General features: G+C 62.4%; 18 protein-coding genes. 8 read left to right on the forward strand and 10 right to left on the reverse strand.

Annotated elements, in window-relative coordinates:
* Positions 1-88: 88 nt before the first annotated feature.
* A complete protein-coding gene (gene estP / locus AK81_RS22890) occupies positions 89-1,978 on the reverse strand; it encodes an esterase EstP (protein WP_043202787.1) in 1,890 nt (629 codons plus the stop codon).
* Between the two features lie 368 nt (positions 1,979-2,346).
* Here estP and AK81_RS22895 point away from each other — a divergent pair, with 368 nt between their 5' ends.
* The 4 genes from AK81_RS22895 to AK81_RS22910 all read left to right on the forward strand — a co-directional run bounded on the left by AK81_RS22895 (position 2,347) and on the right by AK81_RS22910 (position 5,682).
* Positions 2,347-2,940 (forward strand): aminodeoxychorismate/anthranilate synthase component II, encoded by a 594-nt coding sequence (locus tag AK81_RS22895; RefSeq protein WP_039613257.1) that lies wholly within the window; start codon positions 2,347-2,349, stop codon positions 2,938-2,940.
* A 9-nt stretch (positions 2,941-2,949) separates the two neighbouring features.
* Entirely contained in the window at positions 2,950-3,999 is a 1,050-nt protein-coding gene (trpD, locus tag AK81_RS22900; RefSeq protein WP_043202795.1) for an anthranilate phosphoribosyltransferase, read from the forward strand.
* Positions 3,996-4,829: an indole-3-glycerol phosphate synthase TrpC gene (gene trpC / locus AK81_RS22905; protein WP_043202798.1), complete on the forward strand. Its 834-nt coding sequence runs from the start codon at positions 3,996-3,998 to the stop codon at positions 4,827-4,829. The genes trpD and trpC overlap by 4 nt, the downstream gene beginning before the upstream one ends.
* A 148-nt stretch (positions 4,830-4,977) precedes the next feature.
* Positions 4,978-5,682 carry a lipoate--protein ligase family protein gene (locus AK81_RS22910; RefSeq protein WP_043202800.1) on the forward strand — a complete coding sequence of 235 codons (705 nt, stop codon included), beginning with the start codon at positions 4,978-4,980 and terminating at the stop codon, positions 5,680-5,682.
* Here AK81_RS22910 and crp read toward each other — a convergent pair.
* Positions 5,679-6,323, reverse strand: a complete 645-nt coding sequence (crp, locus tag AK81_RS22915) for a cAMP-activated global transcriptional regulator CRP (protein ID WP_043202801.1) — start codon at positions 6,321-6,323, stop codon at positions 5,679-5,681. The two genes, AK81_RS22910 and crp, sit on opposite strands and share 4 nt — an antisense overlap.
* 189 nt (positions 6,324-6,512) lie before the next feature.
* On the opposite strand from crp, the gene AK81_RS22920 reads away from it, so the two are divergent.
* On the forward strand, positions 6,513-6,935 hold the full coding sequence (locus AK81_RS22920; protein ID WP_004376171.1) for an OsmC family protein: 423 nt from the start codon (positions 6,513-6,515) through the stop codon (positions 6,933-6,935).
* 122 nt (positions 6,936-7,057) lie between these two features.
* Here AK81_RS22920 and AK81_RS22925 read toward each other — a convergent pair whose 3' ends face one another.
* The 6 genes from AK81_RS22925 to hemJ form a co-directional block, all read right to left on the reverse strand.
* Entirely contained in the window at positions 7,058-8,098 is a 1,041-nt protein-coding gene (locus AK81_RS22925; RefSeq protein ID WP_043202803.1) for a hypothetical protein, read from the reverse strand.
* Positions 8,099-8,108: 10 nt separating this feature from the next.
* Positions 8,109-8,756, reverse strand: coding sequence for a 2-polyprenyl-3-methyl-6-methoxy-1,4-benzoquinone monooxygenase (gene coq7, locus AK81_RS22930; RefSeq protein WP_043202805.1), 648 nt, complete (start codon positions 8,754-8,756; stop codon positions 8,109-8,111).
* A 65-nt stretch (positions 8,757-8,821) separates the two neighbouring features.
* Complete coding sequence (locus tag AK81_RS22935) at positions 8,822-9,160, reverse strand: histidine triad nucleotide-binding protein (RefSeq protein WP_003255518.1); 339 nt, start codon at positions 9,158-9,160, stop codon at positions 8,822-8,824.
* A 63-nt stretch (positions 9,161-9,223) separates the two neighbouring features.
* Positions 9,224-10,006, reverse strand: a complete 783-nt coding sequence (locus AK81_RS22940) for an SDR family NAD(P)-dependent oxidoreductase (protein WP_043202807.1) — start codon at positions 10,004-10,006, stop codon at positions 9,224-9,226.
* 67 nt (positions 10,007-10,073) lie between these two features.
* Positions 10,074-11,030, reverse strand: coding sequence for an NAD(P)H-dependent flavin oxidoreductase (locus AK81_RS22945; protein WP_043202808.1), 957 nt, complete (start codon positions 11,028-11,030; stop codon positions 10,074-10,076).
* A gap of 28 nt (positions 11,031-11,058) precedes the next feature.
* Positions 11,059-11,484 carry a protoporphyrinogen oxidase HemJ gene (gene hemJ, locus AK81_RS22950; RefSeq protein WP_043202810.1) on the reverse strand — a complete coding sequence of 142 codons (426 nt, stop codon included), beginning with the start codon at positions 11,482-11,484 and terminating at the stop codon, positions 11,059-11,061.
* Positions 11,485-11,626: 142 nt separating this feature from the next.
* Here hemJ and argC point away from each other — a divergent pair, with 142 nt between their 5' ends.
* Positions 11,627-12,661 carry an N-acetyl-gamma-glutamyl-phosphate reductase gene (argC, locus tag AK81_RS22955; protein ID WP_043202812.1) on the forward strand — a complete coding sequence of 345 codons (1,035 nt, stop codon included), beginning with the start codon at positions 11,627-11,629 and terminating at the stop codon, positions 12,659-12,661.
* A gap of 146 nt (positions 12,662-12,807) precedes the next feature.
* Positions 12,808-13,158, forward strand: a complete 351-nt coding sequence (gene erpA, locus AK81_RS22960) for an iron-sulfur cluster insertion protein ErpA (protein WP_016497734.1) — start codon at positions 12,808-12,810, stop codon at positions 13,156-13,158.
* 59 nt (positions 13,159-13,217) lie between these two features.
* On the opposite strand, the gene AK81_RS22965 is transcribed toward erpA, so the two are convergent.
* Complete coding sequence (locus AK81_RS22965) at positions 13,218-14,309, reverse strand: anhydro-N-acetylmuramic acid kinase (RefSeq protein WP_043202815.1); 1,092 nt, start codon at positions 14,307-14,309, stop codon at positions 13,218-13,220.
* A gap of 4 nt (positions 14,310-14,313) precedes the next feature.
* Complete coding sequence (locus tag AK81_RS22970) at positions 14,314-15,735, reverse strand: peptidoglycan DD-metalloendopeptidase family protein (protein WP_043202817.1); 1,422 nt, start codon at positions 15,733-15,735, stop codon at positions 14,314-14,316.
* Positions 15,736-15,948: 213 nt separating this feature from the next.
* Between AK81_RS22970 and tyrS the strand changes: the two genes are divergently transcribed.
* Positions 15,949-17,148 carry a tyrosine--tRNA ligase gene (gene tyrS / locus AK81_RS22975; RefSeq protein ID WP_016497737.1) on the forward strand — a complete coding sequence of 400 codons (1,200 nt, stop codon included), beginning with the start codon at positions 15,949-15,951 and terminating at the stop codon, positions 17,146-17,148.
* Positions 17,149-18,040: the final 892 nt, after the last annotated feature.

Consider the following 18,040-nt stretch of genomic DNA (forward strand, 5'->3'; position numbering starts at 1 on the left):
ACAGGTACCGCGCAAATCCCGAGGCCTGCGCGGTCCCTTGTAGGAGCGGCCTTGTGTCGCGAAAGGGCCGCTAAGCGGCCCCAAAAATTCAGAAGTCCACGCTCACCCCCAGGCTAACCCCCTGCTGCGTCAACTCATCACTCTTGCGCCAGTTGTAGTTCCCGCGCAGATGCACCCCTGCCACCACTTCATGGCTCACCCCCAGGCTCGCCCGGGTCAGGTCGCTGTGCGGCGTATACCCGGTCAGGGTGAAGTCATTGGCCGGCAAGCTGGTCAAGTGCATCGTCACATCCTGCTGGTCATCCTCGAACTCATGCTCCTGTGCCACTTCGGCGAACAGCCGGGTACTCGGCAGCACCTGAATACTGCCCAGCAACCCCAGGCCCAGGCGCCGTGATGTGCGTTCCTGGTCATCGAAGCCCAGTGCCGTCGAGCGCCCGCTCTTCTCGTCATAGCCATCCACCTTCACCCGCGCATAATCCGCGCTGATGAACGGCGCCAACTGCCAGCGGCTGCTTTCGGCTGCCAGGTTGTAGCCCAGCCGCCCGGACATCGCCCAGGCTTCGCCGTCGGTGTCACCCTTTTCGCTGCGGTCATTCACGCCAAGGGCGAAGGTGCGCTTGAGGTCGCTGTAGTCCAGGTGCCCGGCGGTCAGCGCAGCATCGGCCCACCAGCGGTCCTGGCGGTATTGGGCGAAGGCGCTGGCCAGGTAGCTGTTCAGTTTGTAATCCGAGTCATTGGCACCGGCCTCCAGCTTTTGCCGGTACACACCGCCGGCCAGGCCCAGACGCCAGGCGTCGTTCAGGCGATAGCTGCCGCCCACGGTCAGGTTGTAGCCACGGCCATCGCCGCTGGCCGCGCTGCGCTGGCTGTCGAAGTCCAGATCCTGGGCACCGGTGGCGACGAAGGCCTGCCATTGGCCAACGGCCTGCCAGGGTGTCTGCCATTGGTTGCGCAGTTCGTCCTGGTGGGCGCGCAGGCTGGCGTGAGCCATTTCCGGTAGTAGCGTCAGCTCCCAGGGGGCGGAGATGATCGAATAGGCGTAGTCGGCAATCAGTTGCTGGCCAGCGATGGTCGGGTGAACCGAGTCGTTGAACAGCAGCTTGGTCGGGTCGGGCGTGATGCCGTTGATGCCGTACACCGGGTTTGCCACGCAGCCTTGGCCGCTGTAGCAGGTGCCGATCAGGTTCTGGTCGCTGGCCAGGCCGAACTGGTTGGGGCTGGCCAGTGCCTCACTTAATAGCACGGGGATGTTCAGCGGAATGATTTCGGCATCGATCTGCCCGAGTTGGCTGATCAGCGACTGGTTGAACGCGCCAGACAGCAGCGACAGCGGGTTTTGCTGCGGCGTGCCGCTGAAGTTGGGTGTCTGGCCGAGGTCGGGCAGCAGCCAGACCATGATGTAGCGCGCGCCACCTTGTTGCAGGGCCTGGGCGCTGACCGCAAGGCGGGCACCGGCGGCCACGGCGTCGGCCGGGCTGTTCACCAGGCCTTGCAGGAAGTCGTTGCCGCCGCCAGTCAGGTAGTAAAGCGCGTTGGGATCGGCACGCAGGCCATTGGCCAGGTAGCCCGCTTTTTCACGCAGCACCAGGCCGGCGCCCTGGTTTCCTGGTGGGATGACGGTTTCGGACGTTGTCGTGATCGAATCCAGGATCTGCTGGGTTGTGTAACCACCGACAGCCCAGTTGTTGCCATCGGGCTGGATGCCCACTGAGGTGGAGGGGTTCAGCTCATCCGGGTTGATACCCAGCCTTCCACCCAGGATCATGGGCGAGACAGGTGCAAAGTTGCCATTGGCATCGCGGTTGGTGAAGCGTGCGCCTGGGGTACCACCGGTCAGGTCGGGAAATTGCCCCGCATCGGCGAGGCTGTCGCCGAACACGATCAGCGTGGAATAGGGCGAGGGTGCAGCGAACGCCTGGCTGCAGGCCAGGGCCAATGAAGCGAGGGTAAAGCGCAATAACGGGGCTTTTCGCATCTGGGAACATCCTTTTCTTTGTTTTTATCAAGGACAGCCCAATCGACCTTAGCAAATCGCAGTGCATCCCTCCCAAGTCCATTCGTTTCCCCGTGTTTACAGGCATATTGCGCCCGCCGCCCCGGTAAGCTACTGTGCCGGGACGTATGAGCGAGACCTATCCTGTGTTGATCGTCAGTAAACTCTTGATGCGCGTAATCAAGGCCCACGCCCGTTGGCGTTGGCGCGCCTGACTTTATCCCCTGCCGGCCCGCCCGGCCCGCCCCCGTTTGCCTTCTTCTTTACTGCCCTTTGTGGCGAAGCCGTGCCTGTAGCGGCTGCAAGAAGGTTCGAATTCTGAAGTCAGTAAATTCAAGAGGTTTAACACCATGTTACTGATGATCGACAATTACGACTCATTCACTTACAACGTCGTTCAGTACCTTGGCGAGCTGGGTGCCGAGGTCAAGGTCATTCGCAATGACGAAATGACCATCGCCCAGATCGAAGCCCTCAACCCCGAGCGCATCGTCGTATCCCCGGGCCCGTGCACGCCGAGCGAAGCGGGCGTGTCCATCGAGGCCATCCTGCACTTTGCCGGCAAGCTGCCGATCCTGGGTGTGTGCCTGGGCCACCAGTCCATCGGCCAGGCCTTTGGCGGTGACGTGGTGCGTGCCCGTCAGGTGATGCACGGCAAGACCAGCCCGGTACACCACCGTGACCTGGGCGTGTTCGCCGGCCTCAACAACCCGCTGACCGTGACCCGTTACCATTCGCTGGTGGTCAAGCGCGAAACCTTGCCCGATTGCCTGGAAGTCACTGCCTGGACCGCTCATGCAGACGGTTCGGTCGACGAGATCATGGGCCTGCGCCACAAGACGCTGAATATCGAAGGGGTGCAGTTCCACCCCGAGTCGATCCTGACCGAGCAGGGCCACGAGCTGTTCGCCAACTTCCTCAAGCAGACCGGCGGCCGCCGCTAAGGATCGAACATGGATATCAAGAGCGCGTTGAGCCGTATCGTCGGCCACCTGGACCTTTCTACCGAAGAAATGCGCGATGTCATGCGCCAGATCATGACCGGCCAGTGCAGCGAGGCGCAGATCGGCGCCTTCCTGATGGGCATGCGCATGAAGAGTGAAAGCATCGACGAAATCGTCGGTGCAGTGTCGGTGATGCGTGAGTTGGCCGACAAGGTTGAACTCAAAAGCCTGGATGGCGTGGTCGATATCGTCGGCACCGGCGGTGATGGCGCCAATATCTTCAACGTGTCCACCGCGTCTTCGTTCGTCCTGGCGGCAGCGGGCTGCACCGTGGCCAAGCACGGCAACCGCGCAGTGTCGGGCAAGAGCGGCAGTGCCGACCTGCTGGAAGCTGCCGGCATCTATCTGAACCTGACGCCAGTTCAGGTGGCCCGTTGCATTGACAGCTTGGGCATCGGCTTCATGTTCGCGCAAAGCCATCACTCGGCCATGAAATATGCCGCCGGCCCGCGCCGCGATCTGGGGCTGCGTACCCTGTTCAACATGCTCGGCCCGCTTACGAATCCGGCCGGAGTTAAGCACCAGGTGGTCGGCGTGTTCGCCCAGGCCCTGTGCCGGCCGTTGGCCGAGGTACTGCAACGCCTGGGTAGCAAGCATGTGCTGGTGGTGCACTCGAAGGATGGCCTGGATGAGTTCAGCCTGGCTGCACCCACCTTCGTTGCCGAACTGAAAAACGACGAAATCACTGAATATTGGGTCGAGCCGGAAGACCTCGGCATGAAGAGCCAGAGCTTGCATGGCCTTGCCGTCGAGAACCCGCAGGCGTCGCTGGAGCTGATCCGCGATGCGCTGGGGCGCCGCAAGACCGAAAACGGCCAGAAGGCTGCGGAAATGATCGTGCTCAACGCAGGCGCGGCACTGTATGCCGCCGATCATGCAATGAACCTGGCTCAAGGTGTGGAGCTGGCCCACGACGTACTGCACACCGGGCTGGCCTGGGAGAAGCTGCAGGAACTGGGTGCCTTTACTGCAGTATTCAAGGTGGAGAACGAAGCATGAGTGTGCCGACGGTGCTGGAAAGGATCATTGCCCGCAAGTTCCAGGAAGTGGCCGAGCGCAGCGCGCGCGTCAGCCTCGCCGAGCTGGAGGGCCTGGCCAAGGCCGCCGATGCCCCGCGTGGCTTCGCCAATGCGCTGATCGAGCAGGCCAAGCGCAAGCAGCCAGCGGTGATTGCCGAAATCAAGAAGGCTTCGCCGAGCAAGGGCGTGATCCGCGAGCACTTCGTGCCAGCGGAAATCGCTGTCAGCTACGAGAAGGGCGGCGCTACCTGCCTGTCGGTGCTGACCGATGTCGATTACTTCCAGGGTGCCGACGAGTACCTGCAACAGGCCCGCTCGGCCGTTTCGCTGCCGGTGATCCGCAAGGATTTCATGGTCGACCCTTACCAGATTGTCGAGGCCCGGGCCTTGGGCGCGGACTGCGTGCTGCTGATCGTCTCGGCGCTGGACGACGTGAAGATGGCCGAACTGGCCGCGACCGCGAAAGATGTCGGCCTTGATGTACTGGTAGAAGTGCACGATGGCGACGAGCTGGAGCGTGCGTTGAAAACCCTGGATACGCCGCTGGTGGGGGTTAACAACCGCAACCTTCACACCTTCGAGGTCAGCCTGGAAACCACCCTTGACCTGCTGCCGCGCATTCCGCGTGATCGCCTGGCGATTACCGAGAGCGGCATTCTCAACCGGGCCGATGTGGAACTGATGGCGATCAACGAGGTTTACTCGTTCCTGGTGGGCGAGGCGTTCATGCGCGCTGATAACCCTGGGCTGGAGTTGCAGCGGTTGTTCTTCCCCGAGCAAGTGAAGAAGACTGTTCAGCAACTGGACTGATCAAATGAAGCCGGCGTTTTTGCCGGCTTTTTTGTATGCCTGACATGGCCCTTGCGCGGATTGTTCACCCTCTTAAGCCCTGTGCTAGACCTGTGGGAGCGGGCATGCCCGCGAAGAGGCCATCAAAAACAACATCAAAGGTGGATCAATGACCGATCAACCCCTGGCCCTGACCGTCGAACAGGGCCTGCACGCCGAACAGGACCTGCTGGCCGCGGTGTGCCGCGGCGAACGCGAAAGTGGCGTGCTGTTCTGGCGCCCCACCGACCATGCCCTGGTCATGCCCCGGCGCATGAGCCGCCTGGACAACTTCGAGGCCGCCTGCTCGGAGCTGGCGATTGCCGGCTGGCCGGTGCTGCTGCGCGAAACTGGCGGTGAGCCGGTGCCTCAGTCCCATTCCACCGTCAACGTTGCACTGGTCTACGTTGCCCCGCGCAGCGAAGGCGATCACGGCCGTATCGAAAGTGCCTACGAGCGCCTGTGCCTGCCGCTGTGCGATGTACTGCGCGAGTGGGGCGGGGTGGCGTCGGTGGGTGAAATCGACGGGGCGTTCTGCGATGGCCGCTACAACGTCAACCTCAATGGCCGCAAGCTGGTGGGCACCGCCCAGCGCTGGCGTCAGGGCCTGGGTGGCAAGCGACCGGTAGTGCTGGTGCACGGTGCGTTGCTGCTGGACAACGAGCGTGAGTCGATGGTGGCGGCGGTCAACCGCTTCAACGAATGCTGCGAGCTGGAGCAACGCTGCCGCGCCGATGCACACATCGCCCTGCATGAAGTGGCGCCTGCAGCGCCCTGGTTCGAGCGCCTGTCGCAGGCTTACGCCAAGGTACTGGCGGATCTGCCCAAGGACTAGCGGGTACCGTAGACCACCATGGTCTTGCCCTTGACCTGCACCAGGCTGCGTTCTTCAAGGTCCTTGAGGACGCGGCCGACCATTTCCCGGGAGCATCCGACGATTCGGCCGATTTCCTGACGGGTGATCTTGATCTGCATGCCGTCGGGGTGGGTCATGGCATCGGGTTGCTTGCACAGCTCCAACAGGCAACGGGCAACCCGCCCGGTGACGTCGAAAAATGCCAGGTCGCCGACCTTGCGCGTGGTGTTACGCAGGCGCTGGGCCATCTGGCTGCCCAGGGCATAGAGGATTTCCGGGTCCTGGCGCGCCAGTTCGCGAAACTTCTCGTAGCTGATCTCGGCCACTTCGCACTCGGTCTTGGCGCGCACCCAGGCACTGCGCTGCTGTTCGCCGTCAACCGGCTCGAACAGCCCCAGCTCGCCAAAGAAATCGCCATTGTTGAGATAGGCAATGATCATTTCACGGCCGTCGTCGTCTTCGATGAGGATGGTCACCGAACCCTTGATGATGAACGACAGTGTCTCGGCCCGGTCGCCGGCGCAGATGATGTTGCTTTTGGCGATATAGCGGCGGCGCTGGCAGTGTACCAACAGTTTGTCGATGTTCTTGATCTTGGCGGGTAGGGCGGAGGCAACCATCACGAAATCCTGTTCGATACGACCCGTAGGCTTTTTATAAGGCTGTCTGGCGCAAGCGCCATTCATTTGGCGCCAGCTTATCAGACGCCACCGGATGTTTCGGTACTAAACCGACACGTCTCGTGCTTTTCCCACAGCCACACAAGGTCTAAGCTGACACCCTTTTCCGAATATCAGGAGTCCGGGTAGATGAAGGCACGTATCCAGTGGGCCGGTGAGGCCATGTTCCTCGGCGAATCGGGGAGTGGCCATGTCGTCGTGATGGACGGCCCGCCCGAGGCCGGCGGCCGCAACCTGGGTGTGCGCCCGATGGAAATGTTGCTGTTGGGCCTGGGTGGCTGCAGCAGCTTTGACGTGGTGAGCATTCTGAAGAAATCGCGCCAGGCGGTGGAAAGCTGCGAGGCGTTTCTGGAAGCCGAGCGCGCCAGCGAAGACCCGAAGGTGTTCACCAAGATCCACATGAACTTCGTGGTGAAAGGGCGTGGGCTGAAAGAAGCGCAGGTCAAGCGAGCCGTGGAGCTGTCGGCAGAGAAGTACTGCTCGGCTTCGATCATGCTCGAGCGTGCCGGGGTTGAGATTACCCATGGCTACGAGATTGTAGAGCTGGGTTAAAGCTGAGATTTTGGGGCCGCTTTGCGGCCCATCGCGACACAAGGCCGCTCCTACAGGAAGTACGCGCTCCCCTGTAGGAGCGGCCTTGTGCCGCGACGGGCTGCGAAGCAGCCCCGACAATATCAGCTCCGAAGCGCGGGCAGTGCAACTTGCACCCACCCCGGCAACCATCCTCGCATCGCGTGGCTCAACCGCTCTCGCCGCTTCTGGTAAACCAGCCCCAGCCAGATAACCCCCAGCCCGATCAAGGTCACCACCACCGGGAACAGCAGCGACTCGGCAAACACCTCGTACGACAGGTACCCCAGGTAAGCCGCCACCCCCAACGCACCAAACACCATGAACACCGGCCGGCGCAACAGCACGGCCATGCCCATCAGCACAATGTTGATCAGGCAGTACAGGGCCTTGCCCAATTCACTGCCGCTGTCCACCAGCGTCAACCCGCCCCAGAACGCCGCCAGCCCGGCCAGGTAGCCCCAGCGGGCATAGTCTTCACGCGTGCGGCCGTCTATCACCAGGAACACCACCAGCAAAGCCAACCCGAACCACAGCGAAACCTCGCGGCGCTGCTCCCAGCTGAACGGCGAGCCGAAGAACCATTCGCTCAGGTCCATCGACATGAACCACAAGGCCACGGCTATCGGCATGACGACGAACGGGTAGGGGATCAGCCGCAGCATCAGCAGCCCGGCAAGCACCGTGGCCGCTTCCATCGCCAGCCAACCACCCTGCACGTAGGTGTAGTACTGGTGATAGTTGGCTTGTGCGTCGTCCAGTGGCCACCAGCCCAACAGGCGTTCGATGGCGAACACTGCCAGTGGCACGATGCTGACCGCGACGGCCGCCAGCACCCCGGCAGCAACAGGCTGGGCGCGGCGCTGCAGATTGAGGGCGAACAAGGTGATCAGCAGGATATAGAGGCTGGCGATGACCAGCAGGGCGCCGTCACCGATGCTCATCCAGGCTTCGGTGAGCAACCAGCCCATGGCCGCCATGATCAGCATGGCGCCGAAGTAGAAGGCGACATGGGCCAGCTGAAAGCTGCCACGGGCTGCCGGTTGCTGGCGCAGGAATGCCAGCAGCGCCTGGTCCTGGCCTGGCTGGAGAATGCCGGCCTGCACGGCGCGCGCCAGGTCCTTGGCGTCGAATCGATCCGTCATGGTTGTGCCTTCAGATGCGGTAGGTGCTCTTGGTCATGACCTTGGCCAGCAAGCTCATGCCAAAGCGGACCGGGGCCGGGAAGCGATAACCACCGGCTTCCAGGGCGGACTCGGCGTGCTGTTCTTCGTCGATGCGCATCTGTTCGAGAATGGCCCGGGACTTTTCGTCTTCGTGCGGGATCTGCTCCAGGTGCTCGTCGAGGTGCTTGCACACCTGGTGCTCGGTGGCGGCGACGAAGCCCAGGCTAACCTTGTCGCTGACCAGGCCGGCGAGTGCGCCGATGCCGAACGACATGCCGTAGAACAGGGGGTTGAGCACGCTTGGGTGGCTGTTCAGCTGGCGAATGCGTTGTTCGCACCAGGCCAGGTGGTCCACTTCTTCCTCGGCGGCATGCTCCATGGCCTTGCGTACTTGGGGCAGCTTGGCGGTCAGCGCCTGGCCCTGGTACAGCGCTTGGGCGCACACTTCACCGGTGTGGTTGATACGCATCAGCCCGGCGATGTGGCGGGTCTGCTGCTCGTCCAGGTCGACGTCCGGCTGGACAATGGCCGGTGATGGCCGGGCGGGTTGGCCGCTGAAGGGCAGCAAGGTGCGCATGGCGGTATCTGCCTGCAGCAACAAGCGGTCGAGCGGCGAGTAGTGACGTTCGGTAGCCATCGGGCACCTCCGCAAGAATGTGCCCGACAGTTTACCGCAATAGCGGCGGGGTCGCTTGCCGTGGATCAGCCCGGTGGCCAGTTCATCTGGCGCTGGCCAAGCACATGCATATGGATGTGGTAGACGGTCTGGCCGCCTTTCGGGTTGCAGTTCATCACCACGCGGAAACCTTCCTCGCAGCCTTGCTCGACAGCCAGGCGCTGGGCGGTGAAGAGGATGTGGCCAGCCAGGGCCTTGTCTTCTTCGGTCAGGTCATTGAGCGTACGGATGTGTTTTTTCGGGATGACCAGAAAATGTACCGGTGCCGCGGGTGCAATGTCCTTGAAGGCCAGGATCTGGTCGTCTTCGTAGATGATATCCGCCGGGATTTCCCGGTTGATGATTTTGAGGAATAGATCGTCCACAGCACTTGCTCCATGGTGAGGGTCGGGCCGAGTGTACTCAGCCGAGCGCCGCTCGCCCAGTGGCTATTCCATGCCGGCCGGGCAATAGCGTCGGTGGATGGCCCCGGCCAGTTTGCACACCAGCCAGCGCGGCAGCAGGCGCGGGGCAAATGCCAGCCAGCGGTTGCGCCGGCCGGGCATGATCAGCGCGCGGTTCTTGTCCAGCGCACGCACGGTGTACAGCGCGACTTCCTCGGGGCTGAGGCAGCGGGGTTTGCCGTCGAGCCGGGCAATGCGCCGGCGCGGGGAGCGTACCGGGCCGGGGCACAGCACCGAGACCTTGATGCCGGCACGCTTGAGCTCTTCGCGCAGGGCCTGGGAAAAACTCAGCACGTACGCCTTGCTGGCGGCATAGGCCGCCATCCACGGGCCGGGTGCCACGCCGGCCAGGCCGGCGACGTTCAGGATCTGCCCACCACCCTGCACGGCCATCAGGTTGCCGATGGCGTGGCACAGGCGGCTCAGGGCCAGAACGTTGACTTCCAGCAGGTCCTGTTCGTCGGCCCACTCATGGGCCAGGAACGGCCCGTAGGTGCGCAAGCCGGCACAGTTGACCAGCAGGTCGATACGCCGTTCGCCTTCTTCCAGTTCCAGCACGAAGCCCGACAGGCGCAGCGGCTGGCTGAGGTCGCAGGCGCGGAACAGCACCTCGACACCGAAGCGCTGGGTCAGCTCGATGGCCACGGGTTCCAGCGTTTCACGCTGACGTGCCACCAGGATCAGGTTGCGCCCGCGCCGTGCCAGCGCTTCCGCCAGGGCCAGGCCCAGGCCGCTGGAAGCACCAGTGATCATGGCGTAACGGGTCATGCAAGGCTCCTGGGGGCGAAAGAGGGCGCCTAGTGTACAGCTTGGCCGGGCAAGGTGTTGCCTTTTGCTACAAGGCGCGGGCGCGCAGAATCTGGCAGCGCGCCAGGGCTTCCCGGTACTCATTGTGCAGCCGTTCGATCAGTGCGCTGGCGCTGGGCAGGTCATGGATTTCACCGACGCCCTGGCCCGCCGACCATACGGTCTTCCAGGCTTTGGCTTCATCGTCGATCGGCTTGAGCTTGCCTGGTTCGTGGCTGCCCTTGAGGGCATTCATGTCGTAGCCAGCCTGCTGCAGGCTCGGGCGCAGGAAGCTAGCAGGGATGCCGGACACTGCCGGGGTGTGGATGATGTCGGCGGCATGGGCATCGAGCAGCATCTGCTTGTAGGCATCCTGCGCCTGGCTTTCTGCTGTGGCGATAAAGCGCGTGCCCATGTAGGCCAGGTCGGCGCCCAGCAATTGTGCGGCGAGGATCTCGTGGCCGTGGTTGAGGCAGCCGGCCAGCAGCAGGGTCTTGTCGAAGAACTGGCGAATCTCTGCGGCCAGTGCGAACGGGCTCCAGGTGCCGGCATGGCCGCCCGCGCCGGCAGCCACGGCAATCAGCCCGTCGACACCCGCTTCGGCGGCCTTCTCGGCATGGCGGCGGGTGGTGACATCGTGGAACACCAGGCCGCCGTAGCCGTGCACGGCATCGACCACTTCCTTGACCGCCCCCAGGCTGGTGATGACGATTGGCACGCGATGCTCCACGCACAAGGCCAGGTCGGCCTGCAGGCGTGGGTTGGTCGGGTGCACGATCAGGTTGACGGCATAGGGGGCTGGCGCCTGCAATTGCGCCAGGCCTGCCTCGATCTCCTCCAGCCAGGCCTTGAAACCGGCGCTGTCGCGCTGGTTAAGGGCCGGGAAGCTGCCGACCACACCGCTGGCGCAGCACGCCAGCACCAGTTTGGGGTTGGAGATCAGGAACATCGGCGCCGCCACCACAGGCAGGCGCAGGCGTTGTTCGAGCGAGGCAGGTAGCGACATGGCAAGGCTCCTTGGACGGGTGGTTATGTCAGAACGGTTTGACCACCACCAGAATTACGATGCCCAGCAGGAACAGCACGGGCACTTCGTTGAACCAGCGATAGTAGACGTGGCTGCGGGTGTTGTGGCCGCTGGCGAAGCGTTTGCGTTGGGCGCCGCACATGTGATGGTAGCCGGTCAGCAGGATGACCAGGGTCAGCTTGGCATGCAGCCAGCCCTGGCTCAGCCAGCCGGGGGTGAGGTAGAGCATCCACGCGCCGAACACGTAAGTGGCGATCATCGCCGGGTTCATGATGCCGCGGTACAGCTTGCGCTCCATGGTGACGAAGCGGTCCTTGCTGATGCTGTCCTCGCTCTGGGCGTGGTAGACGAACAGCCGCGGCAGGTAGAACAGGCCGGCGAACCAGCAGACCACGCTGACGATATGCAGCGCTTTGATCCATAGGTAAAGCATTGAGGGAGTTCCTTCAGGTATTCACGGTCGTCAGATAGTAGTGGTCAAGCGCCCGAAGGGTCACCCGAAGAGTTGTTACAGGCGCTTCGCGCCCCTATTATCGTGCGCTTTCCAGACGGCTCGTTGATAAGGGGCAAGCGTTATGATCAAGGTCGGTATCGTCGGCGGCACGGGTTACACCGGCGTCGAACTGTTGCGTCTGCTGGCACAGCATCCACAGGCCGAAGTGGCGGTCATCACTTCGCGCTCCGAGGCCGGCGTGGCGGTGGCGGACATGTACCCGAACCTGCGCGGCCACTATGACGGGCTGGCGTTCAGCGTGCCGGACAGCAAGGCCCTGGCCGCCTGCGATGTGGTGTTCTTCGCCACCCCGCACGGTGTTGCCCATGCCCTGGCTGGCGAACTGCTGGCGGCCGGTACCAAGGTGATCGACCTGTCGGCCGACTTCCGCCTGCAGGATGCCACCGAGTGGGGCAAGTGGTATGGCCAGCCGCACGGCGCGCCAGAGCTGCTCAAGGACGCGGTATATGGCCTGCCTGAAGTCAACCGCGAGAAGATTCGCCAGGCGCGCCTGATCGCCGTGCCGGGTTGCTACCCTACCGCTACCCAGCTGGGCTTCCTGCCGCTGCTGGAAGCGGGCCTGGCCGACCCGTCGCGCCTGATTGCCGACTGCAAGTCGGGTGTCAACGGCGCTGGTCGTGGTGCGGCGGTGGGTTCGCTGTTCTGCGAAGCTGGCGAAAGCATGAAGGCCTATGCGGTCAAGGGCCATCGTCACCTGCCGGAAATCAGCCAGGGCCTGCGCCTGGCCGCTGGCAAGGACATCGGCCTGACCTTCGTGCCGCACCTGACGCCAATGATCCGTGGCATCCACGCCACCCTGTACGCGAATGTTGTCGACACCTCGGTCGACCTGCAGGCGCTGTTCGAAAAGCGCTACGCCGACGAACCGTTCGTCGATGTGATGCCAGCTGGCAGCCACCCGGAAACCCGCAGTGTGCGCGGCGCCAATGTCTGCCGCATTGCTGTCCATCGGCCGCAAGGTGGTGACCTGGTGGTAGTGCTGTCGGTGATCGACAACCTGGTCAAGGGCGCGTCGGGCCAGGCGGTACAGAACCTGAACATCCTGTTTGGCCTGGATGAGCGCATGGGCCTGTCCCACGCGGGCTTGTTGCCGTAAGCAAGCCGCTATCGAAATGGCCCGCCTCGCGCGGGCCATTTTGTTTGTCGCGACTAAAGCCGCACAATTGTTGACCGATTTTCTCGGGAAAGCGGATAATGCGCGTCATCGAGTTTTAAGACGGCAACTGCGCCGGGAGAGTCAACATGAGCGTCGAAACCTTCACCCCTACCGGTCTGGAATTCACCCATGGGGCAGCCCAGAAAGTGAAGAACCTGGTCGATGAGGAAGGCAATGAGCGTCTGAAACTGCGGGTGTTCGTGACCGGTGGTGGTTGCTCGGGCTTCCAGTACGGCTTCACTTTCGATGAGGATGTGGCCGAAGACGACACCATCGTCGAGCGCGAAGGCGTGGCGCTGGTGGTCGACCCGATGAGCTTCCAGTACCTGGCTGGTGCTGAGGTGGACTACCAGGAAGGCCTGGAGGGTTCGCGCTTTGTGATCAAGAACCCGAACGCTGCCACGACGTGCGGTTGCGGCTCCTCGTTCTCGATCTGAAGCCTGGCCATACGAAAACGCCGCGCAATTGCGCGGCGTTTTGCTTTCTGGCGTAGCGGTCAAGCCGGGTAGATTGCGCCCAGTACCCGCAGGCCCTTGGCCGCCGTCACGCTTGGGCGGTTGGCACTGATGCCTTCCAGGCAGCAGTGAGCCAGCCAGGCAAAGGCCATGGCCTCGACCCAGTCAGGGTCTACGCCATGGGCGCCGGTGCTGGCGACACGGGCCGCGGGTAGCAGCTGGCCTAGGCGCGCCATCAGGGCGCCGTTACGCGCGCCACCACCACACACCAGCAGCGCCTTGGTGCCTTGCTGGGCATTGCTCAGCGAGTCGATGATGCTGCGAGCGGTAAGCTCCAGCAGCGTCGCCTGTACATCCTCGTCCTGGAAAGCGGGCAGGCCCGCCAGGTGGGCATCCAGCCAAGGCAGGTTGAACACCTCGCGGCCGGTACTCTTCGGGCCGCTGCCGGCGAAGAACGGGTCGGCCAGCAATGCACTGAGCAAGCCCGCCTGCACCACGCCGGAGGCCGCCCAGGCACCATCAGCATCGTAGGCGTGGCCAAGCTTGCGCTCTATCCAGGCATCCATCAGCACGTTACCCGGGCCGCAGTCGAAACCGTGGACCGGCTTGTCCTGCTCGATCAGGCTGAGGTTGCTGAAACCGCCCACGTTCAGGACTGCCAGGTGCTGGCCCAAGTGGCTGAACAGGGTTTCGTGGAAGGCAGGTACCAGGGGCGCACCTTGGCCACCGGCAGCCACATCACGCCGGCGGAAGTCAGCGACCACGCTGATGCCGGTAAGCTCGGCGAGCAGCGCCGGGTTGCCGATCTGCACGGTAAAGCCGCGTGCGGGCTCGTGGCGGATGGTCTGGCCGTGGCTGCCGATGGCGCGAATGGCATCGGCCTGCAGGCCCTGGCGGGCCAGCAGTTGGCGGATACCTTCGCCTGCCAGGCTGGCCCAGCGGTTTTCTGCCAGCGCCGCACGCGCGATCTCGTCTGGGCCGCTACTGCACAGGGCAAGCAGCTCCTGACGAAGGTCGCCGGGCATGGGCAGGTAATGGGTGGCGAGCAGTTCAAGCTGCTCGCCTTGTTCGATCAAGGCAATGTCCAGGCCATCAAGGCTGGTGCCGGACATCACCCCCAGGTAGAGCGCCATGGGCTTAGCGCTTGTTCGCTGCGAGCAGGGTGGCCTTTTCCTGATCCATACGGGCAATCAGGGGTTGGCTCTGCTGCTGGAAGCGCTGGCGCTCGCCCTTGGTGATCGGGTCGGCCATGGGTACTTTCTGGCTGAGCGGGTCGACGTGCACACCGTTGACCTGGAACTCGTAGTGCAGGTGCGGGCCGGTGGAAAGGCCGGTGGTGCCAATGTAACCGATGATCTGGCCCTGTTTCACCGAGCTGCCAGTCTTGATGCCCTTGGCAAAGCCCTGCATGTGGCCGTACAGCGTTTTGTAGCGGTTGCCGTGCTGGATGATCACGGTGTTGCCGTAACCGCCACGGCGCCCGGCCAGTTCGATGCGGCCGTCACCGGCAGCTTTGATTGGCGTACCGCGCGGGGCGGCGTAGTCGACGCCTTTGTGGGCGCGGATCTTGTTCAGGATCGGGTGTTTGCGGCCGGCGGAAAAGCGCGAGCTGATGCGGGCGAAGTCCACCGGAGTACGGATGAAGGCCTTGCGCAGGCTGTTGCCGTCGGCGGTGTAGTAGGTGGTGTTGCCCTGCTTGTTGGTGTAGCGCACGGCGGTGTAGGTCTTGCCGCGGTTGGTGAAGCGGGCGGACAGGATGTTGCCGGTGCCGACCACCTTGCCGTCCATCACCTTCTGCTCGTAGACCACATCGAACTCATCGCCTGGGCGAATATCCTGGGCGAAGTCGATGTCGTAACCCAGCACCCGGGCCATGTCCATGGTCATGCTGTGAGACAGGCCGGCGCGCTGGGCCGAGGCCGACAGCGAGCTTTTGATTACGCCGTGGGCGTAAGCAGTACGCACCACCGGCTTGCTGATTTCACGGTTGAAGGTGTAGCCCTTGGCGGACTTGGTCAGGCGAATGGTTTCGAGGTTGCTGACCTTGCTGTGCAGGCTGGCCAGCTGGCCATCCTTGTCGAGCTCGAACTGCAGCACCTGGCCGTGCTTGAGCTGGCTGAACTGCTTGGCTTGCTTGTTACTGGCCAGCAGGTCGTGCACCGCATTGGTCGGCAGGCCGACCTTGGCGAACAGGGTGGACAGGGTGTCGCCACGGGCCACGGTGACCTCGCGGTGGCCAGGCTGCTTGGCGGCTTCGGCGACGGGTTCGGCGGCAGGGGCTGGCTGCTCGGCCTTCTGGGTCTTCGGGGCGGCTTCTTCGATCTGGGCGAATGGCGAGCCTTGCTCACCTTCGGCCTGCACCAGGGGCGCAGCGCGTGATTCGTCTTTCAGCTGCTCGGCAGGGCTCTCCAGCTCGAGGTTGAGGGTGGTTTTCTTGGCTTCCACTTCGCTGGACGGAAATACCAGCAGAGCCAGACTAAGCAGGGCGGCAATGCCGCTGGCGGCCAACAGATGGCTTTTCGGATAAAGCGGGGGCGCTTTAGGCGGTTCGTTGGTCATGGGTAAGGTGACTTTGAAAAAAGTGAAATGGAAAAGATGAATGACATGATGAAGATGAAATAACTGTATAAAATATAACCAAATCCATTTTCACGCAAGGGCGCGTAGACGCCGCAAGCCCGTGCCCGGGTCACATTCCTTTGCGAAACTTGTATTTGACGGCCGATCTTGTATGGTTGGCTCCCCCTGAATCTGAGCCTTGCGGGTTTGTCTATGAAGTCGGTTGAAGAGCAGCTGGCGCTTATAAAGCGCGGCGCGGAAGAAGTACTGGTCGAGTCGGAACTGGTGGAGAAGCTCAAGCGCGGCCAGCCTCTGCGCATCAAGGCCGGCTTTGACCCGACTGCGCCTGACCTGCACCTGGGTCACACGGTGTTGATCAACAAGCTGCGTCAGTTCCAGGAGCTGGGCCACCAGGTCATTTTCCTGATCGGTGATTTCACCGGCATGATCGGTGACCCCAGCGGCAAGAGCGCCACGCGCCCCCCGCTGACCCGTGAGCAAGTGCTGGACAACGCCGAGACCTATAAGCAGCAGGTGTTCAAGATTCTCGACCCGGCCAAGACCGAGGTCGCGTTCAACTCCACCTGGATGGACAAACTGACCCCGGCCGACTTCATTCGCCTGGCGTCGCAGTACACCGTGGCGCGCATGCTTGAGCGCGACGACTTCGACAAGCGCTACACCACCAACCAGCCGATCGCCATCCACGAGTTCCTCTATCCGTTGGTGCAGGGTTATGACTCGGTAGCGCTGAAGGCGGACGTCGAGCTGGGCGGTACCGATCAGAAGTTCAACCTGCTGATGGGCCGCGAGCTGCAACGCGCCTATGGCCAGGAAGCGCAGAACATCGTGACCATGCCGCTGCTCGAGGGGCTCGACGGCGTGAAGAAGATGTCCAAGTCGCTGGGCAACTATGTAGGTATCCAGGAAGCGCCGGGGGTGATGTACAGCAAGCTGGTCTCGATCCCGGATACCTTGATGTGGCGTTACTTCGAACTGCTTAGCTTCCGTTCGATGGAAGAGATCGAGCAGTTCCGTGCCGACGTCGCCAAGGGTGCCAACCCGCGCGACATCAAGATCAAGCTGGCCGAGGAGATCGTTGCGCGCTTCCATGGTGAGGAGGCTGCGGCCAACGCTCACCGTGGCGCAGGTAACCGCATGAAAGAAGGCGAGTTGCCGGAAGACCTGCCGGAAGTCGAAGTGGCTGCAGCGGAAGACTTGCCGATTGCGGCCGTGCTGAACCGGGCTGGCCTGGTGAAGAACTCGGCTCAGGCGCGTGATCTGCTGAGTGGCGGCGCTGTTAAGGTCGATGGCGCGGTAGTTGATCGTGACTTCGTGTTTGCGCTGGGTGCAACCCATGTGTGCCAGGCGGGCAAGAAGTCGTTTGCGCGGGTTACCCTCAAGGCTGAGTGAGCACTTGCAGGTGTAGCTATATAGAAGCGGGGAGGCCGAAAGGTCTCCCCGTTTTGTTTTTGGGTTTGTTCGCCTTGGGTCTTGCGGCGCCTGGGAGATCGAGCGCCGCCCGCGCGGCGCATCGCCGGCAAGCCAGCTCCCACATTTGTTTCGGGCCAATATTGCCTGTGCCTTTGGCGCGCGACCCCTTGTGTGTTCCCTTGAATATCGAAGGTTGCGCCGCCGCTTCTCTGCAACCTCCAGCCATTCACCCAGGGTGCGAGTGCGGAGGAGGCAGGAGTAACTGGCCCGAAACAGATGTGGGAGCTGGCTTGCCGGCGATGCGCCGCGCGGGCGGCGCTCGATCTCCCAGGCGCCGAAGGTGTTGCGGCGGGCACCTGGTGGCCTTTATAGGGTCTTTCCCCCCTATATTTCACTTTCTTGAAATTAAGTGTTGACGCGCTTTCGAATTCCCTTATAATGCGCCCCACTTCCAGCGACATCGGAACGACAAACTCCTTGAGATTCAATGAGTTAGGTAGTTAAGGTGGTGTTGAAAGGGCTGCGATCGAAAGATCGCAAGCGGTTGAAATGGTGGTTGACAGCGCTTCTAAACGCTGTATGATTCACCTCCCGCTACGAGAGATCGCAGCGAGTTAAGTGTTTGAAGCTAAACGAGTTTCTCGGAAAAAACTTCAAAATAAACGCTTGACAGGCTCTGAGGAAAGCGTAGAATGCGCGCCTCGGTTGAGACGAAAAGCTCTTAACCAAACGCTCTTTAACAAATTGAATCAAGCAATTCGTGTGGGTGCTTGTGAGTATGGACTGATAGTCAAAAAGATTATCAGCATCACAAGTGACCATGCGAGAAATCACATAGTCATTTGAGATTGCTGAGCCAAGTTTAGGGTTT

It is taken from the genome of Pseudomonas putida W15Oct28 (genome assembly GCF_000708715.2).
Classification (GTDB): domain Bacteria; phylum Pseudomonadota; class Gammaproteobacteria; order Pseudomonadales; family Pseudomonadaceae; genus Aquipseudomonas; species Aquipseudomonas putida_R.

Bases quoted from the DNA above. Each gene is read 5' to 3' on its own strand.
- estP (WP_043202787.1), bottom strand. From the start codon at position 1,978: ATGCGAAAAGCCCCGTTATTGCGCTTTACCCTCGCTTCATTGGCCCTG.
- AK81_RS22895 (WP_039613257.1), top strand. From the start codon at position 2,347: ATGTTACTGATGATCGACAATTACGACTCATTCACTTACAACGTCGTT.
- trpD (WP_043202795.1), top strand. From the start codon at position 2,950: ATGGATATCAAGAGCGCGTTGAGCCGTATCGTCGGCCACCTGGACCTT.
- trpC (WP_043202798.1), top strand. From the start codon at position 3,996: ATGAGTGTGCCGACGGTGCTGGAAAGGATCATTGCCCGCAAGTTCCAG.
- AK81_RS22910 (WP_043202800.1), top strand. From the start codon at position 4,978: ATGACCGATCAACCCCTGGCCCTGACCGTCGAACAGGGCCTGCACGCC.
- crp (WP_043202801.1), bottom strand. From the start codon at position 6,323: ATGGTTGCCTCCGCCCTACCCGCCAAGATCAAGAACATCGACAAACTG.
- AK81_RS22920 (WP_004376171.1), top strand. From the start codon at position 6,513: ATGAAGGCACGTATCCAGTGGGCCGGTGAGGCCATGTTCCTCGGCGAA.
- AK81_RS22925 (WP_043202803.1), bottom strand. From the start codon at position 8,098: ATGACGGATCGATTCGACGCCAAGGACCTGGCGCGCGCCGTGCAGGCC.
- coq7 (WP_043202805.1), bottom strand. From the start codon at position 8,756: ATGGCTACCGAACGTCACTACTCGCCGCTCGACCGCTTGTTGCTGCAG.
- AK81_RS22940 (WP_043202807.1), bottom strand. From the start codon at position 10,006: ATGACCCGTTACGCCATGATCACTGGTGCTTCCAGCGGCCTGGGCCTG.
- AK81_RS22945 (WP_043202808.1), bottom strand. From the start codon at position 11,030: ATGTCGCTACCTGCCTCGCTCGAACAACGCCTGCGCCTGCCTGTGGTG.
- hemJ (WP_043202810.1), bottom strand. From the start codon at position 11,484: ATGCTTTACCTATGGATCAAAGCGCTGCATATCGTCAGCGTGGTCTGC.
- argC (WP_043202812.1), top strand. From the start codon at position 11,627: ATGATCAAGGTCGGTATCGTCGGCGGCACGGGTTACACCGGCGTCGAA.
- erpA (WP_016497734.1), top strand. From the start codon at position 12,808: ATGAGCGTCGAAACCTTCACCCCTACCGGTCTGGAATTCACCCATGGG.
- AK81_RS22965 (WP_043202815.1), bottom strand. From the start codon at position 14,309: ATGGCGCTCTACCTGGGGGTGATGTCCGGCACCAGCCTTGATGGCCTG.
- AK81_RS22970 (WP_043202817.1), bottom strand. From the start codon at position 15,735: ATGACCAACGAACCGCCTAAAGCGCCCCCGCTTTATCCGAAAAGCCAT.
- tyrS (WP_016497737.1), top strand. From the start codon at position 15,949: ATGAAGTCGGTTGAAGAGCAGCTGGCGCTTATAAAGCGCGGCGCGGAA.